The organism is Streptomyces sp. NPDC094032 (assembly GCF_040303965.1).
GTDB lineage: Bacteria > Actinomycetota > Actinomycetes > Streptomycetales > Streptomycetaceae > Streptomyces.
The window spans coordinates 38039-54012 of sequence record NZ_JBEOUE010000008.1 but is presented as its reverse complement, the minus strand read 5'-3'; the positions used below and the strand labels follow the sequence as shown (position 1 = coordinate 54012).

Below are 15974 nucleotides of genomic sequence, written 5' to 3'. Positions count from 1 at the left end.
CCGGGGCCGGCCGTTCGCGTCGGTGTCAGGCTCTGACCCAGAGCACGATGATGTCGGGCCGGTCCGCGCTGAGCGGCTCGCAGAAGAAGATCGGGCCCCAGACCTGGTACCCGGCCTGGCCGGCGGCCTGGCAGTCCGCGTACGACGTGTAGTGGCTGCGGGCGTACCAGCCCGGCCCGGGGGCGGCCTCGGCCGTGGCGGCGGTGCCGAGGGCCAGGGCCCCGGCGGTGACGGCGGTGGCGAGAGCGGCTGCTGTGCGACGGTACATGGCATGTCCTCCTGAAACGCCGGAAAGACCCGGCGGAGTGCGTGACCGAACGATGCGATGCGATGTGGTGCGGTTCGTGCCGGCTGCGCAGCCGGGAGTGAACGTACCGTCACGGACAGCGGCACACAATAGGTCTAGGCCAATGTGTCAGATCGGGGATCTTGTGCGGGTTGCCGCGCGAGGGCTTTGCATAAAACTGCGGCTGTGCGTATAGTCATGCCATCCATGAGGAGGGTTTCGATGACGGTACGAGCAGCGGTCGCCGGTGCGAGCGGATACGCGGGCGGAGAGCTCCTGCGTCTCCTCCTCGCGCACCCCGAGGTCGAGATCGGGGCCCTCACCGGCCACTCCAACGCGGGCCAGCGCCTCGGCGGCCTCCAGCCGCATCTGCTGCCGCTCGCCGACCGGGTGCTCGCCGAGACGACCCCCGAGGTCCTCGCCGGACACGACGTCGTGTTCCTCGCCCTGCCGCACGGGCAGTCCGCCGCCGTCGCCGAGCAGCTCGGTCCCGATACCCTCGTGGTCGACATGGGCGCCGACTTCCGGCTGAGGGACGCCGCCGACTGGGAGGCCTTCTACGGCTCCCCGCACGCCGGCACCTGGCCCTACGGCCTCCCCGAACTCCCGGGCGCCCGCGCCGCGCTGGCGGGTTCCAAGCGCATCGCGGTGCCCGGCTGCTACCCCACCGCCGTCTCGCTCGCGCTCTTCCCGGCGTACGAGAACGGGCTCGCCGAGCCCGAGGCCGTCATCGTCGCCGCCTCCGGCACCTCCGGCGCCGGCAAGGCCGCCAAGCCGCACCTCCTCGGCTCCGAGGTCATGGGCAACATGACCCCGTACGGCGTCGGCGGCGGCCACCGGCACACCCCCGAGATGATCCAGAACCTCAGCGCACCGGCGGGGGAGCGGGTCTCCGTCTCCTTCACGCCCACCCTCGCGCCGATGCCCCGCGGCATCCTCGCCACCTGCACGGCCACCGCCCGCCCCGGCGTCACCGGCGAGACCCTGCGCGCCGCGTACGAGAAGGCCTTCGCGGACGAGCCGTTCGTCCATCTGCTCCCCGAGGGGCAGTGGCCGGCCACGGCGTCGGTCTACGGTTCCAACGCCGTTCAGATCCAGGTCGTCCACGACCCGGCCACGAACCGGATCATCGCCATCAGCGCCATCGACAACCTCACCAAGGGCACCGCCGGCGGTGCGGTGCAGAGCATGAACCTCGCCCTCGGCTTCCCCGAGGAGACCGGACTTTCCACGATTGGAGTCGCTCCGTGAGCGTCACCGCAGCGAAGGGATTCACGGCCGCGGGCATCGCGGCCGGGATCAAGCAGAACGGCAACCCGGACCTGGCCCTCGTGGTCAACACCGGGCCCCGCCGCGCCGCCGCGGGAGTCTTCACCTCCAACCGCGTCAAGGCCGCCCCCGTCCTGTGGTCCCAGCAGGTCCTGGCCGACGGCGAGCTGACCGCCGTCGTCCTCAACTCCGGCGGCGCCAACGCCTGCACCGGACCCCAGGGCTTCCAGGACACCCACGCCACCGCCGAGAAGGCCGCCGACGTCCTCGGCATCGGCGCCGGCGAGGTGGCCGTCGCCTCCACCGGCCTCATCGGCGTCCTGCTCCCCATGGACAAGCTGCTCCCCGGCGTCGAGAAGGCCGCGTCCGAACTCTCCGCGCACGGCGGCGAGAAGGCCGCCATCGCCATCAAGACCACCGACACCGTCCACAAGACGGCCGTCGCGACGAAGGACGGCTGGACCGTCGGCGGCATGGCCAAGGGCGCGGGCATGCTCGCCCCCGGCCTCGCCACCATGCTCGTCGTCCTCACCACCGACGCCGACGTGGACGCCAAGGACCTGGACGCCGCCCTGCGGCAGGCCACCCGGCTCACCTTCGACCGGGTCGACTCCGACGGCTGCATGTCCACCAACGACACCGTGCTCCTGCTCGCCTCCGGCGCCGCCGGGGTCACCCCCGCGCAGGACGCGTTCGCCGAGGCCGTACGGGAGGTCTGCGACGACCTGGCCCGCCAGCTGATCGGCGACGCCGAGGGCGCCAGCAAGGACATCCGTATCGAGGTGATCAACGCGGCCACCGAGGACGACGCCGTCGAGGTCGGCCGCTCCATCGCCCGCAACAACCTCCTCAAGTGCGCCATCCACGGCGAGGACCCCAACTGGGGCCGGGTGCTCTCCGCCATCGGCACCACCTCCGCCGCCTTCGAGCCCGACGAGCTCAATGTCGCCATCAACGGCGTCTGGGTCTGTCGGGGCGGCTCCGTCGGCGAGGACCGCGAGCTCGTCGACATGCGCTACCGGGAGGTCGTCATCACCGCCGACCTCGCCGCCGGGTCCGAGTCCGCCGTCATCTGGGCCAACGACCTCACCGCCGACTACGTCCACGAGAACAGCGCGTACTCCTCATGAGCGACTCCACGAACGAGTCCACGAGCGACTCCACGAACTCCGCCCGGAAGCACACCGCGCTGCCCAAGGCGCAGACCCTCATCGAGGCGCTGCCCTGGCTGACCCGCCACCACGGCAAGACCGTCGTCATCAAGTTCGGCGGCAACGCCATGATCGACGACGCGCTGAAGGCCGCCTTCGCCCAGGACGTCGTCTTCCTGCGCCACGCGGGCCTCAAGCCGGTCGTCGTGCACGGCGGCGGCCCGCAGATCAGCGCCGCCCTCGACCAGGCCGGACTCGTCAGCGAGTTCAAGGCCGGTCTGCGGGTCACCACCCCCGAGGCGATGGACGTCGTACGGATGGTCCTCGCCGGACAGGTCCAGCGCGAGCTCGTCGGGCTGCTCAACCAGCACGGCCCGCTCGCCGTCGGCCTCACCGGCGAGGACGCCCGCACCATCACCGCCACCAAGCACCTGCCCGTGATCGAGGGCGAGCGGATCGACATCGGCCGGGTCGGCGAGATCACCGCCATCGACACCGGCGCCATCCAGGCCCTCCTGGACGACGGCCGCATCCCGGTCGTCTCCTCCATCGCCCGCTCCCAGGACGACCAACATGTCTACAACGTCAATGCTGATACGGCGGCTGCGGCACTCGCTGCTGCGCTGGGCGCCGAGACGCTGATGGTCCTGACCGACGTCGAAGGCCTCTACGAGGACTGGCCGCACAGCGACGAGGTCATCAGCCGGCTCACCGCGAGCCAGCTGGAGAAGCTGCTGCCCGAGCTCTCCAGCGGGATGGTCCCCAAGATGGAGGGCTGTCTGCACGCCGTACGCAACGGGGTCACCACGGCCCGCGTGATCGACGGCCGGGTCCAGCACTCGATCCTGCTGGAGATCTTCACGGACGAGGGAATCGGCACGATGGTCGTGCCCGACGAGAAGACGGGGGAGACATCATGACGCAGGTGAGCAACGCCGAACTCACCCAGCGGTGGCAGCACGCGCTGATGGACAACTACGGCACGCCCCGGCTGCCGCTCGTGCGCGGCGAGGGCGCCCGCGTCTGGGACGCCGACGGCACCGAGTACCTCGACTTCGTGGGCGGCATCGCCGTCAACGCCCTCGGCCACGCCCACCCGGCCGTCGTCGAGGCCGTGACCCGGCAGATCTCCTCCCTCGGGCACGTCTCCAACCTCTTCGTCGCCGAGCCCCCGGTCGCCCTCGCCGAGCGGCTGCTCCAGCTCTTCGGCCGCCCCGGCAAGGTCTTCTTCTGCAACTCCGGCGCCGAGGCCAACGAGGGCGCCTTCAAGCTGGGCCGGCTGACCGGCCGCCGCCACATGGTCGCCACCACCGGCGGCTTCCACGGGCGCACCATGGGCTCCCTCGCCCTCACCGGCCAGCCCGGCAAGCAGACCCCGTTCCTGCCGCTGCCCGGCGACGTCACGCATGTGCCGTACGGGGACGTCGAGGCGCTGCGCGCGGCCGTCACCGAGGAGACGGCCTTCGTGATCATCGAGCCGATCCAGGGCGAGATCGGCGTCGTCGTCCCGCCCGCCGGCTACCTCAAGGCCGCCCGCGAGATCACCCGCGCCACCGGCACCCTCCTCGTCCTCGACGAGGTCCAGACCGGCATCGGCCGCACCGGCCACTGGTTCGAGCACCAGGCCCACGAGGGCGTCGACCCCGACATCGTCACCCTGGCCAAGGGCCTCGGCGGCGGCCTGCCCATCGGCGCGACGGTCGCCTTCGGCCCGGCCGCCGAGCTGTTCACGCCCGGCCACCACGGCACCACCTTCGGCGGGAACCCGGTCGCCTGCGCCGCCGGCCTCGCCGTGATCGACACCCTCGCCGCCGGTGCGGCGCTCGACGAGGTCAAGCGCATCGGCGAGAAGCTGCGGGTCGGAATCGAGGCCTTCGGCCACCCGTTGGTCTCCCATGTCCGTGGTGCGGGCCTCCTGCTGGGTATCGTGCTCACGGAGCCCGTCGCGCCGCAGGTGCAGCAGGCGGCTCAGGACGCCGGTCTCCTGGTGAACGCGCCCGCCCCCGATGTCGTACGGCTGATGCCGTCGCTCGTCATCGGCGACGACGAGGTGGACGCATTCCTCCGGGCCCTGCCCGGTGTCCTGGACGTGGTGAACGGGGAAGGACGAACCGGAGAATGAGACGACGATGACCGACGCGCAGGAGAACGAGCACGGCGGGCCGTCCGTTCCGCAGACCCGCACCGCACGCCACCGCAGGATCGTCGACATCCTCAACCGGCAGCCGGTGCGGTCGCAGAGCCAGCTCGCCAAGCTGCTCGCGGACGACGGGCTGAGCGTCACCCAGGCGACGCTCTCCCGGGACCTCGACGAGCTCGGCGCCGTGAAGATCCGCAACACCGGCGGCGAACTGATCTACGCCGTGCCCAGCGAGGGCGGCTTCCGCACCCCGCAGGCCCCCCTCGGCGAGTCCGCCAAGGAGGAGCGGATGCGCCGCCTCTCCGGTGAGCTGCTGATCTCCGCGGAGGCCTCGGCCAACCTGGTGGTGCTCCGCACCCCGCCGGGCGCCGCCCAGTTCCTCGCGTCGGCCATCGACCAGGCCGAACTGAACGCGATCCTCGGCACGATCGCGGGCGACGACACCCTGCTGCTGATCTCCCGCGACCCGGTCGGCGGCCAGGCGCTCGCCGACCACCTGCTGCGCCTGGCGCAGAAGGACCGCTAGTACCGCGTGATCGCCGTCGGCCCGCCCCGCGTGCCGACGGCGATGTGCGGCCGACGCGCCGGATCGGCCCAGGCGAGCACCCGGCGCATCGCGTCCTCCGGCACCGAGACACAGCCGGCCGTCGCCCCGCGCCCGTTCACATGCAGGAAGATCCCGGCGCCGCGCCCGCGTACCGGCAGGTCGTAGTTGAAGCCGATGACCAGCGCGTACGCGTACTGCGCGCGGTAGTCGACGAGATGCTCGGCCTCCCCGGCCCGGCAGTCCCGGGGCAGCCCCTCCACCCACCGGTTGTACGCGCGTGAGGCGTTGTCCTGGCACCACCAGGAGCGGTCGGTGACCCGGACGTAGGGGTACGCCGTCCCGGCCGGCGCCCGCCGCACCCCGAACGCGTACGGCAGCCGGTAGAGCCCGGTGGGCGTGGTGTCCGTCCCCTGCCGCCGACTCGCCCCCTCGGCGAGCCCGTTCGCGCCGAACCGAGCGGGCGCGGACCCCACCCGCACCCACCGCCCGCCGCGCCGGTCCCACCAGGTCAGCGTGCCGGTGGTGGCCCGCGTCCCGGCCGCCTCGGCGGTGATCAGCTGCGTACCGCCCCCGGTGTCCGCCATCCGCGCGGGCAGCGGCTCGGGAGCGGTGTGCGGGGGGACGGCCAGGGCGGCACCGAGCGCGCCGATCACGAGAAGGTGTCGCATGGCGCGACGCTAGGCGCTGGACCGGGCGCCCGCCAGGCCGGCGGGCCGACCGGGGGAGCGGCGGCCGGTTCGATGCGCCGGCCCGGGAGTTCAGCCCTGGGGCACCGGCCGGCCGAGCTCCCGGCCGACCCGGTACCGCACCTCGGGATCGGGGTCCTCGGCGAGCCGCCGGGCCGTCTCCTCGTACGCCCCCGAGCCGTGCTCCCGCAGCAGCCGCAGGGCGCGGACCCGGACGTGCGGGGGCCGGCCGGGCCCGGTGCGGTCGAGGAGCTCGTGCTCCGGCAGCCGGTCGGCCCACGCCGACAGGGTCTTCGCGGTCTCCCGTACGACCCCGGGGGCGGGGTCGTCGAGCAGCGGCAGCAGGCGGGCGTGGTCGGCGACCTCCAGGGCGCGCAGCCCCGCGACGGCCGAGCTCCGCACCAGCGGGCGCGGGTGCCCGGTCAGCGCCCACAGCGCGGGCAGGTCGACGGCCCGCTCGCCGCACTCGGCCAGACCCAGGGGGGCCCGGTCGGGCACGGCCGACGGCTCCGCGCAGGCCGCCCGGTACAGCGCGAGCGGGTCGGCGCCGCCCTGCCGGAGCACATAGCGCGCGCAGGCCCGGACCATCCCCGACCGGTCGTACAGATACGGCTCCGCCTCGACGTGGCGCCCGGCCCCGCGCAGCGCGGTGACCCCGGCCGCGCGGATCCGCCCGGAGCGGGCGCCGAGCAGCAGTCCGAGCGTCCCGTCCGGGGCGCCCGCGGCGACGACGGCGTCGGCGGCCCGGTCCCGGACGACCGGATCGGGGTCGGCCGTGGCGAAGCGGGCGAGCTCCTCCGGCACGAGCAGCCGCCGCGCGAAGGCGACGGCGAGGGCGAGCCGCCGGGTGGCCCGGTCCCGGTGCGGGAACAGGGGGGCGAGGACCTCGGCGGGGGCGGCGCGCAGCCGCTCCTCCAGGAGGACTGTGCCCTCGCCGCCGCGCAGCCGCCCGCCGACGCGGAGGATCACGGGAGCGACGAGCGCGAGCGTGGCCGCGTCCGCCGACGGCAGGACACCGGCCAGGACGGCCCGGGCCCTGGCGCGTACCGGGGCGGCCCAGTCGGTGGCGCGGACCGCCACGAGGGGCAGCAGGGCGGGCCGGTCGGCGGCGTGCGCGAGGGCTGCCTCGCGGACCCTGCCGTCCGGGTCGCACAGCGCGCGGACGAGCTCCGCCTCGGACGGGGTGCGCGAGAAGAGGGCGCGCGGGCCGCCGGGCTGCCCGCCGGTCAGCCAGTCGTGCCGGTTGCCGGGCCGCCAGGTGCCCCAGCGCGCCGCCGCGCGCACCCCCTCGTCCAGCTCGGTCCAGACCTCGGGGCGCCAGGCCGCCGCGTCCGGCCCGAACCCGCGCCCCTGCCGGAGGCGTCCCATCGCCGACTCGGCCGGCGTCTCCTCGTCCCTCGTCGTGCTCGACATGCGCGGAGCCTAGGCCGAGCGCACCCCATCCCGCCTGCGGTTTTCCGCCCCACCCCAGCCGCTTTGACAAAAGCATACGGAGGTCTGCATAGTTATACCCATCATCCCGACTCGTTCAGGCCTCGAAACCACCTTCAGAGGAGCAACCAGAAGTGAGCAGCAACAACGCTGATGTGCGGCTCTGGGGCGGACGGTTCGCCGACGGTCCCGCCGAGGCCCTGGCGAAGCTGTCCGCGTCGGTCCACTTCGACTGGCGTCTCGCGCCGTACGACATCGCCGGCTCCCGCGCCCACGCCCGTGTGCTGCACAAGGCCGGGCTGCTGACCGAGGACGAGCTGACCCGCATGATCGACGGTCTCGACCGGCTCGAAGCGGACGTCGCCGACGGCTCCTTCGTCGGGACCATCGCCGACGAGGACGTGCACACCGCCCTGGAGCGCGGCCTCCTGGAGCGCCTCGGCGCCGACCTCGGCGGCAAGCTGCGCGCCGGCCGGTCCAGGAACGACCAGGTCGCGACCCTCTTCCGGATGTACCTGCGGGACCACGCCCGGATCATCGGCGGGCTGATCGCCGAGCTCCAGGACGCCCTGGTCGGCCTCGCCGAGGCTCACGCGGACGTCGCCATGCCGGGCCGTACGCACCTCCAGCACGCCCAGCCGGTGCTCTTCGCCCACCATGTCCTCGCCCACGTCCAGTCCCTCTCCCGGGACGCCGAGCGGCTGCGCCAGTGGGACACCCGGACCGCCGTCTCCCCGTACGGCTCCGGCGCCCTGGCCGGCTCCTCGCTCGGGCTCGACCCGGAGGCGGTCGCCAAGGACCTCGGCTTCGAGCGGGGCTCGGCGGGCAACTCCATCGACGGCACGGCCTCCCGCGACTTCGTCGCCGAGTTCGCCTTCATCGCCGCGATGATCGGGGTGAACCTCTCCCGGATCGCCGAGGAGATCATCATCTGGAACACGAAGGAGTTCTCCTTCGTGACCCTCCACGACGCCTTCTCCACCGGCTCGTCGATCATGCCGCAGAAGAAGAACCCGGACATCGCCGAGCTGGCCCGGGGCAAGTCCGGCCGTCTCATCGGCAACCTGACCGGCCTGCTGGCCACCCTCAAGGCGCTCCCGCTCGCCTACAACCGGGACCTCCAGGAGGACAAGGAGCCGGTCTTCGACTCCTGCGACCAGCTCGAAGTCCTGCTGCCCGCCTTCACCGGCATGATGGCCACGCTCACCGTCAACCGGGAGCGCATGGAGGAGCTGGCTCCGGCCGGTTTCTCGCTCGCCACCGACATCGCCGAGTGGCTGGTCAAGCAGGGCGTGCCGTTCCGGGTGGCGCACGAGGTCGCCGGCGAGTGCGTGAAGGTCGCCGAGTCGGAGGACAAGGAGCTCGACGAGCTGACCGACGAGCAGTTCGCCAAGATCTCCGAGCACCTCACCCCCGAGGTCCGCACCGTCCTCAACGTCCCCGGCGCCCTCGCCTCCCGCGACGGCCGGGGCGGCACGGCCCCCTCGGCGGTCGCCGTCCAGCTGGTCGAGGTCAAGGCCGACCTGGTCATCCAGCACGCCTGGGCCGACGCCAAGAAGTAGCGCGTACGACGTCACCACCGCGGCGCCGTCGTCCTCCGTATCCCGGAGGGCGGCGGCGCCGTCGTGCGTCCGGAGGCCGAAAGTGAGCGATCAGGCTCTCGGGTGAGACATTGATGTCTCATTCGGTGTATGGTCGTCTCATGTCAGTCGATCGCACCGAGGTGCTCCGCTCCGCCGCGGCCCTGCTCTCCCGCAAGGCGACCGCCACCATGGACGAGGTCGCGCGGTCCGCCGGGATCGGGCGCGCCACCCTGCACCGGCACTTCGCCGGGCGGGACGCGCTCGTGCGGGCGCTGGAGCAGCTGTGCATCGAGGAGACGGAGGCCGCGCTCGACGAGGCCCGTCTCGACGAGGGACCGGCCGACGAGGCCGTACGCCGCCTGATCGGCGCCTCCGAGCCCGTCGCCCCGCTGCTCGCCTTCCTCTACACCGAGAACCAGCTCTTCGAGGACGGGCAGCAGAACGACGGCTGGACCCGGCTCGACGAGCGGGTCGCCGCGCTCTTCCGGCGCGGCCAGGAGCAGGGCGTGTTCCGCATCGACCTGACCCCCGCCTGGCTCTGCGAGGCCTTCTACGGGCTCATCGGCTCGGGTGCCTGGGCCGTCGCCGACGGGCGGGTCGCCACCAAGGACTTCCAGTACATGATCGCCGAGCTGCTGCTCGGCGGAGCACGCAGGAGCGTGGAGAAGTGATCACCGACACCGTCAAGCACGAGAGCCATACCGAGGGCGTCCGCCGCCCCGGCCGGTGGCTCGCCCTCGCCGTGCTCGTCCTGGCCGTCCTGCTCGTGGCCGTCGACGCCACCGTGCTGGGCCTGGCCACCCCCTTCCTCTCCGAGGACCTGAAGCCCTCCGGCACCCAGCTGCTGTGGATCGGTGACGTCTACTCCTTCGTCATCGCCGGTCTGCTGGTCTCCATGGGCAGCCTCGGCGACCGCATCGGCCGCAAGAAGCTGCTGCTCGTCGGAGCCGTGGCCTTCGGCGCCGTCTCCGTGCTGAATGCCTACGCGACCAGCCCCGAGATGATGATCCTGGCCCGCGCCCTGCTCGGTGTCGCCGGTGCCACCCTGATGCCGTCCACGCTCGCCCTGATCCGCAACCTGTTCCACGACCCGCGCGAGCGCAGCCTCGCCATCGGCATCTGGGGCGCCATGGCCTCGGCCGGTGCCGCCGTCGGTCCGGTCGTCGGCGGATTCCTCCTGGAGCACTTCTGGTGGGGCTCGGTCTTCCTCATCAACCTGCCGGTCATGGCCGTCCTGGTGCTCGTCGGCATCAAGCTGATCCCCGAGTCGAAGAACCCGAACCCGGGCCCCTGGGACGTGCCCAGCGTCGGCCTCTCCCTCATCGGCATGATCGGCGTCGTCTACGCCGTCAAGGAGCTGGCCGCCAACGGCGCCACCCTGGACGTGGCCGTCGCCGCCGTCGCCGGTATCGGAGCCCTGACCTGGTTCGTCCGCCGTCAGCTCACCCTGCCGGCCCCGCTCCTGGACATGCGCCTGTTCCGCAACCGCGGTTTCTCCGGCGCGGTCCTGGCCGACCTGCTGACCATCCTGGGCCTGTCGGGCCTGGTGTTCTTCCTGTCCCAGTTCTTCCAGCTGGTCCAGGGCCGCCAGCCGCTGGAGGCCGGACTCGCCGAGCTGCCCGCCGCCATCGGTGCCGTGACGGCCGGTCTGATCGCGGGCCGCGCCGCCCGCCGGTTCTCCGTACGGTCCGTGGTCACCGGCGGTCTCGCCGCCATCGGCCTGGCCCTCGCGGCCCTGACCGCGATCAGCCAGAACTCCGGCTACCCGCTGCTCGGCGCGAGCCTGCTCGTCGTCGGCGCCGGCGCGGGCCTCGCGTTCACCGTCACCGCAGACGTCATCCTGTCCAGCGTGCCGAAGGACCAGGCCGGTTCCGCCTCCGCCGTCTCCGAGACGGCGTACGAGCTGGGCGCGGCGCTCGGCATCGCGGTCCTCGGCTCCATCGTGACCGGCGTCTACCGGGGCTTCACCGCTCCGGCCGGCACCCCGTCGGACATCGCCGCCGCGGCCCACGACTCGCTCGGCGGCGCCGTCGAGGCCTCCTCGGGCCTCGCCCCGGCCCAGGCCGGCGAGCTGGTCTCGGCCGCGCAGGACGCCTTCGTCGACGGCCTGCGGATCGCGGCCGGCGTCGGCGCGGCGGTCCTCCTCGCGACCGCGGTCGCGGCCTGGTTCCTGCTGAAGGGCCAGAAGCTGGAGGACGGCGTCGAGCACTGACGCACCGCCACCCCTGATACGGCGAAGGGCGCCCCCATGACGGGGGCGCCCTTCGCCGTATGCGTCCGTATGTGTCTGTATACGCCGTACGCGTGGTTACGCGGCCTTCGCCTTGGTGGCGTACATGTCCACGTACTCCTGGCCGGACAGCCGCATGACCTCCGCCATCACCGAGTCCGTCACCGCCCGCAGGACGTACCGGTCGCGGTCCATCCCGTCGTAACGGGAGAACTCCATCGGCTCGCCGAAGCGGACCGTCACCCGGCCCGGGCGGGGGAAGCCCGCGCCGCCCGGCTGCAGCTTGTCGGTGCCGATCATCGCGAACGGGACCACCGGGGCGCCGGTCATCAGGGTCAGCCGCGCGATCCCGGTACGGCCGCGGTACAGGCGCCCGTCGGGGGAGCGGGTGCCCTCCGGGTAGATGGAGAAGATCTTGCCCTCCTCCAGCACCCGGCGGCCCGTCATCAGCGCGGCCACACCGCCCCGGCCGCCGTCGCGGTCCACCGGGATCATGCCGACGCTGGTGAAGAACCAGGCCATCAGACGGCCCTTCACGCCCTTGCCCGTCACATACTCGTCCTTGCCGATGAAGTAGACCTGACGGTCCAGGCAGATCGGCATGATCATCGAGTCGATGAAGGTCAGGTGGTTGCCCGCGAGGATGACCGGACCCGTCCCCGGGACGTTCTCGGCTCCCTCGACGCGGGGGCGGAACATGAGGCGCAGGAACGGCCCAAGAGCTGCCTTCATGAGCGCGTGACGGGACAACGCTTCCTCCGGTGTCGGGGCGGGGCGGGCGTGCGCGGCTCGGGGGGAGCGGCACGTGCAGGTGTGGACGATACTCGCGGGTCACGCCCGGTCGCACATCGGGTTCACGGAGTGGATACGCGGTGTTGACGTGTGTTTCCGCCATGTTCCGCCCAGGTCTGCCGCCCGTAGGGCCGGACTGCCTAGCGTCATGACATCAGTTGACAGGTGCGGGACATCACACCGAAGGAGTGGGCATGACACAGGGTGAGAGCAGGACCCCGGCACGGCGAGCGGTCCTCGGCGCGGCCGGCGCGGCCGTCCTGGGCGGCTCGGCCGTCCTCGGCGCCGGCACCGCGCAGGCGGTCCAGTCCGCCGTCGCCGCCGACGCCGGGGCGGACCGCGGCCGGGGCCACGGGGGCGACGGCCGCGGCTACCGCGCCCTGCCCTACCCGACCGTCATCGGCCACCGGGGCGCCAGCGGCTACCGCCCCGAGCACACCCTCGGCTCCTACCAGCTCGCCCTCGACCTGGGCGCCCACGTCATCGAGCAGGACCTCGTCCCCACCAAGGACGGGCACCTCGTCTGCCGTCACGAGAACGACATCACCGGCACCACCGACGTGGCCGACCACCCCGAGTTCGCCTCGCGGAAGACCACCAAGAGCATCGACGGCACCTCGATCACCGGCTGGTTCACCGAGGACTTCACCCTCGCGGAGCTCAAGACCCTGCGCGCCAAGGAGCGGATTCCGGCCACCCGCCAGGAGAACACCCTCTACGACGGCCGCTGGTCCGTGCCCACCTTCGAGGAGGTGCTGCGCTGGGCCGAGCGGGAGGGCCGCCGCCGGGGCCGCGAGGTCTGGCTGCACGTCGAGACCAAGCACCCCACCTACTTCCGCTCGATCGGCCTCGGCCTGGAGGAGCGCCTCGCCAAGCTGCTGCGCCGGCACGGCCGCCACCGCGCGAACTCGCCCGTCTTCCTCCAGTCCTTCGAGCCCGGCAGCATCCAGCGGCTCGCCCGGCTCGTGGACTGCCCGCGCGTGGTCCTGCTCTCCGGGGCGTCCACCCGCCCCTGGGACTTCGTCCAGTCCGGCGACCCGCGCACCGTCGCCGACCTGGTCAAGCCGGCGGGCCTGCGCTGGATCGCCTCCTACGCGCAGGGCATCGGGCCCACGCTGGACCTGATCCTGCCCCGCGACGCGAGCGGCCGTCTCGGCGCCGAGACCACCCTGGTCCGCGACGCCCACGCCGAGGGCCTGATCCTCCACCCGTACACCCAGCGCAACGAGAACACCTTCCTGCCGGCCGAGTACCGGCGCGGCACCGACCCGACGGCGTACGGCGACGCCTTCGGCGCGCTGAAGCGGTACTTCGGGACCGGCATCGACGGCCTCTTCTCCGACAACGCCGACACGGCGCTGCTGGCGGCGGCGGAGTTCACGGCGGGGCGCTGAGGCGCCGGATCGGGGCGCTGGACCGGGACATCGGGGCGCTGGACCGGGATCCGGGGTCCGGCGCCCCGCCCGTACCCCCGACCGGGTGGAATCCGCCTCCGCCCGCAACCGCCCCCGGCCCGCCCCGCATCGTGGCGGGCATGACCTCCCCCGAAGCGCTGCTCGCCACGCTCACGCCCCTGCTCGCCGCCGAGTCCCGCGCGGAGGCCCCGGCCGCCGGGATCGAGGCGGGGGACCTCGAACAGGCCGTCTGGCTCCGGCTCCTGGAGCGGCTCCGGGAGGACGGCGCCCCCGAGCGCCCGGCCGAGTGGCTGCGCCGGGCGGTCCGCGCCGAGGCCCGCGGCGCGCGCCGGGCCTCGGCGCGGGAGCGGGCCTACCGGGAGGAGCGGGCGCCCGAGCCGGACGGATCCCCCGAGGGCTCCGCCCTGGTCTCCGACCGCCGCCGCACCGTGCGCGCCGCCGTCCACCGCACCCCGGGCCACTGCCCCCGGCTGCTGACCGCGATGCTCCATCCCACGGAGCCCACCTACCGAGAAATCGCAGGAGCGTTGGGTATCTCACAGGGGAGTCTGGGCCCGATGCGTTCCCGTTGCCTGGGATGCCTGCGCAGAATGCTGGCTGCGGAGGTTCCCGTCCCCGGCGTTCGGGGAAGGGTGCCGTAGACCGACGGCGGACCAGGTGAGCGGGAGGCATGCACACATGGGCATGAGCGTGACCATCTCAGCGGCAGACGCGCAGGACGCGGAGCACATCCTCAAGCTGCAGTACCTCTGCTATCAGCGTGAGGCCGAGATCTACCAGGACTGGTCGATCGAGCCGCTGACCCAGTCGCTCGACGCCCTGCGCGCGGAACTGACCGAGGGCAAGGCCTTCGTGGCCCGCCTCGGCGACGAGATCGTCGCCTCCGTGCGCGGCCGCCTCGACGAGGACGGCACCGTGCGGATCGCCAAGCTGATCGTCCACCCGCGCCTCCAGCGCCACGGCCTCGGCGGCCGCCTCCTGGACGCCATCGAGGGCCACTACGCCGAGGACCCCGCCCCCGCCGCCAAGCGCTTCCAGCTCTTCACGGGCCACCGCAGCGAGGGCAATCTGCGGCTCTACCGCAGCAAGGGGTACGCCCAGGTCGCCACCCACGAGGTGGGCCCGAGGCTGACCCTCGTCACCCTGGAGAAGGCGGCCTGAGGGAGGCGGTCCCTCAGGTCACACGGCCGCCCGGGACCGCCGCAGCCACCAGATGCCGGAGAGCGGCAGCAGCACCGGGATGAAGATGTAGCCGTAGCCGTAGTCCGACCAGACCGTCGCGTCCGGGAAGGCCGACGGCTCGACCAGCGTCCAGGTCCCCACGGTCAGCACGCCCACGAGCTCGGCGGCGCAGCACACCAGCGCCGCCCTGCGGGCCGTCTCCCCGCCGCGTACCAGCGTGTACGTGATGAACGCGTAGACCACCGCGGCGACCGCCGACAGGGAGTACGCCAGCGGGGCCCGGTCGAACTCGGTGGCGATCTGGTAGATCGAGCGGGAGACCGCGCCCACCGACATCACGCCGTACAGCCAGACGAGCAGCATCCCCGGGCCCTTGACCAGCCGGCCGGTCCCGGGCGCGCCCTGCTGTTCCGTCTCGGTCGCGGTCATGATCAGCCCACCGTCCAGATGTCGTAGAGACGCACTTCGAGCACCGCGAGCACGACCGCGCCGGCCGCCACCGTCGCCGAGCCCCACTTGCTGCGCTCGGTCAGCGACATCAGACCGGCCGCCGGCACCGCGCACAGCGCACCCAGCAGATAGGCGATGAAGATCGTCGTGCCCTCCTCGGCCTTCTCGCCGCGGACCAGCTGCACGATCCCGACCACCAGCTGCACCAGGGCGAGGAACGTCACCACGGCCATGCCGATGAAGTGCCAGTCCTTGGTGGACTGGTCGCGGGTGAAGGCGTAGCCGCACCAGGCGGCGAGCGCGAGCGCGGCCACCGAGACCGCGACCGTCAGGGCGTCAAGCATGCGCCCGAGGGTATTACGGGCCGAATGGCCCGATGCGCGCGCCCCCCGCCGACACCCGCTCCCGCGCGGCCTCCGGCCCGGGACCGTCCCCCTCGCAGCCGCGAATTGTGGCCCTGACCACAACCCGCGTCCGCGAAGCCTCCGGCGCGGGACTCGTGGCGACCGCCGCGTCCCCGGTATCGGCGCAGGCCACGAAGGGCGGAACGGATCCCCCCATCAGCTGCCGAACCGGCCCCCGGCCGTCCGCATGCCGTCTCAGGCCTGTCCGTTATACGGACAGGCCCCTTTCGTTCGCACGTTTGCATGCTTTACTTGCAGACATGACCACGACGAGCAGCCGCACCCTTGCGACCGAGGCGATCACGACGCCCGGTGCTCGTTGTATGTGTCGAATGTGCGCCATCTGAGGGCCCCCGACCGAGACTCGCGCCCCGAAGCGAGCCCCGACGGCCAGCCGTTCCGCCCCGC

General features: G+C 72.8%; 17 protein-coding genes. 11 read left to right on the top strand and 6 right to left on the bottom strand.

Annotated features, from left to right (window positions below; genetic code table 11):
- Positions 1-25: 25 nt before the first annotated feature.
- Positions 26-268, bottom strand: a complete 243-nt coding sequence (locus tag ABTZ54_RS14065) for a hypothetical protein (protein WP_351661779.1) — start codon at positions 266-268, stop codon at positions 26-28.
- Positions 269-508: 240 nt separating this feature from the next.
- Between ABTZ54_RS14065 and argC the strand changes: the two genes are divergently transcribed.
- The 5 genes from argC to ABTZ54_RS14040 are packed head-to-tail and all read left to right on the top strand — an operon-like array spanning position 509 to position 5372.
- On the top strand, positions 509-1537 hold the full coding sequence (gene argC, locus ABTZ54_RS14060; protein WP_351661776.1) for an N-acetyl-gamma-glutamyl-phosphate reductase: 1029 nt from the start codon (positions 509-511) through the stop codon (positions 1535-1537).
- On the top strand, positions 1534-2685 hold the full coding sequence (argJ, locus tag ABTZ54_RS14055) for a bifunctional glutamate N-acetyltransferase/amino-acid acetyltransferase ArgJ (RefSeq protein WP_351661773.1): 1152 nt from the start codon (positions 1534-1536) through the stop codon (positions 2683-2685). The genes argC and argJ overlap by 4 nt, the downstream gene beginning before the upstream one ends.
- Positions 2682-3626, top strand: a complete 945-nt coding sequence (gene argB, locus ABTZ54_RS14050; RefSeq protein WP_351661770.1) for an acetylglutamate kinase — start codon at positions 2682-2684, stop codon at positions 3624-3626. The genes argJ and argB overlap by 4 nt, the downstream gene beginning before the upstream one ends.
- 5 nt (positions 3627-3631) lie before the next feature.
- Positions 3632-4828, top strand: a complete 1197-nt coding sequence (locus ABTZ54_RS14045) for an acetylornithine transaminase (RefSeq protein ID WP_351662357.1) — start codon at positions 3632-3634, stop codon at positions 4826-4828.
- A 7-nt stretch (positions 4829-4835) separates the two neighbouring features.
- Complete coding sequence (locus ABTZ54_RS14040; protein ID WP_351661768.1) at positions 4836-5372, top strand: arginine repressor; 537 nt, start codon at positions 4836-4838, stop codon at positions 5370-5372.
- Here the strand turns inward: ABTZ54_RS14040 and ABTZ54_RS14035 are convergent.
- The gene (locus ABTZ54_RS14035; RefSeq protein ID WP_351661765.1) at positions 5369-6061 is read right to left on the bottom strand and encodes a L,D-transpeptidase family protein; all 693 of its coding nucleotides are present in this window, start codon (positions 6059-6061) and stop codon (positions 5369-5371) included. The genes ABTZ54_RS14040 and ABTZ54_RS14035 overlap by 4 nt on opposite strands.
- A gap of 90 nt (positions 6062-6151) precedes the next feature.
- Positions 6152-7492: a hypothetical protein gene (locus ABTZ54_RS14030; protein WP_351661762.1), complete on the bottom strand. Its 1341-nt coding sequence runs from the start codon at positions 7490-7492 to the stop codon at positions 6152-6154.
- 152 nt (positions 7493-7644) lie between these two features.
- Here ABTZ54_RS14030 and argH point away from each other — a divergent pair, with 152 nt between their 5' ends.
- From argH to ABTZ54_RS14015, 3 genes are all read left to right on the top strand, one after another.
- Positions 7645-9072: an argininosuccinate lyase gene (argH, locus tag ABTZ54_RS14025; protein ID WP_351661759.1), complete on the top strand. Its 1428-nt coding sequence runs from the start codon at positions 7645-7647 to the stop codon at positions 9070-9072.
- A 140-nt stretch (positions 9073-9212) separates the two neighbouring features.
- Complete coding sequence (locus tag ABTZ54_RS14020) at positions 9213-9764, top strand: TetR/AcrR family transcriptional regulator (protein ID WP_351661756.1); 552 nt, start codon at positions 9213-9215, stop codon at positions 9762-9764.
- Complete coding sequence (locus tag ABTZ54_RS14015) at positions 9764-11305, top strand: MFS transporter (RefSeq protein ID WP_502997247.1); 1542 nt, start codon at positions 9764-9766, stop codon at positions 11303-11305. The genes ABTZ54_RS14020 and ABTZ54_RS14015 overlap by 1 nt, the downstream gene beginning before the upstream one ends.
- A 96-nt stretch (positions 11306-11401) precedes the next feature.
- On the opposite strand, the gene ABTZ54_RS14010 is transcribed toward ABTZ54_RS14015, so the two are convergent.
- Positions 11402-12055, bottom strand: a complete 654-nt coding sequence (locus ABTZ54_RS14010) for a lysophospholipid acyltransferase family protein (protein WP_502997244.1) — start codon at positions 12053-12055, stop codon at positions 11402-11404.
- Positions 12056-12309: 254 nt separating this feature from the next.
- Here ABTZ54_RS14010 and ABTZ54_RS14005 point away from each other — a divergent pair, with 254 nt between their 5' ends.
- From ABTZ54_RS14005 to ABTZ54_RS13995, 3 genes are all read left to right on the top strand, one after another.
- Positions 12310-13509, top strand: a complete 1200-nt coding sequence (locus ABTZ54_RS14005) for a glycerophosphodiester phosphodiesterase (RefSeq protein WP_351661748.1) — start codon at positions 12310-12312, stop codon at positions 13507-13509.
- A 140-nt stretch (positions 13510-13649) separates the two neighbouring features.
- On the top strand, positions 13650-14171 hold the full coding sequence (locus ABTZ54_RS14000) for a sigma-70 RNA polymerase sigma factor region 4 domain-containing protein (protein WP_351661745.1): 522 nt from the start codon (positions 13650-13652) through the stop codon (positions 14169-14171).
- A gap of 37 nt (positions 14172-14208) precedes the next feature.
- Positions 14209-14691 (top strand): GNAT family N-acetyltransferase, encoded by a 483-nt coding sequence (locus ABTZ54_RS13995; RefSeq protein WP_351661742.1) that lies wholly within the window; start codon positions 14209-14211, stop codon positions 14689-14691.
- Positions 14692-14709: 18 nt separating this feature from the next.
- Here the strand turns inward: ABTZ54_RS13995 and ABTZ54_RS13990 are convergent, their stop codons facing one another.
- Both ABTZ54_RS13990 and ABTZ54_RS13985 read right to left on the bottom strand, forming a co-directional pair.
- Positions 14710-15141 carry a hypothetical protein gene (locus ABTZ54_RS13990; RefSeq protein WP_351661739.1) on the bottom strand — a complete coding sequence of 144 codons (432 nt, stop codon included), beginning with the start codon at positions 15139-15141 and terminating at the stop codon, positions 14710-14712.
- A 2-nt stretch (positions 15142-15143) separates the two neighbouring features.
- Positions 15144-15506 (bottom strand): hypothetical protein, encoded by a 363-nt coding sequence (locus ABTZ54_RS13985; RefSeq protein WP_351661736.1) that lies wholly within the window; start codon positions 15504-15506, stop codon positions 15144-15146.
- Positions 15507-15974: the final 468 nt, after the last annotated feature.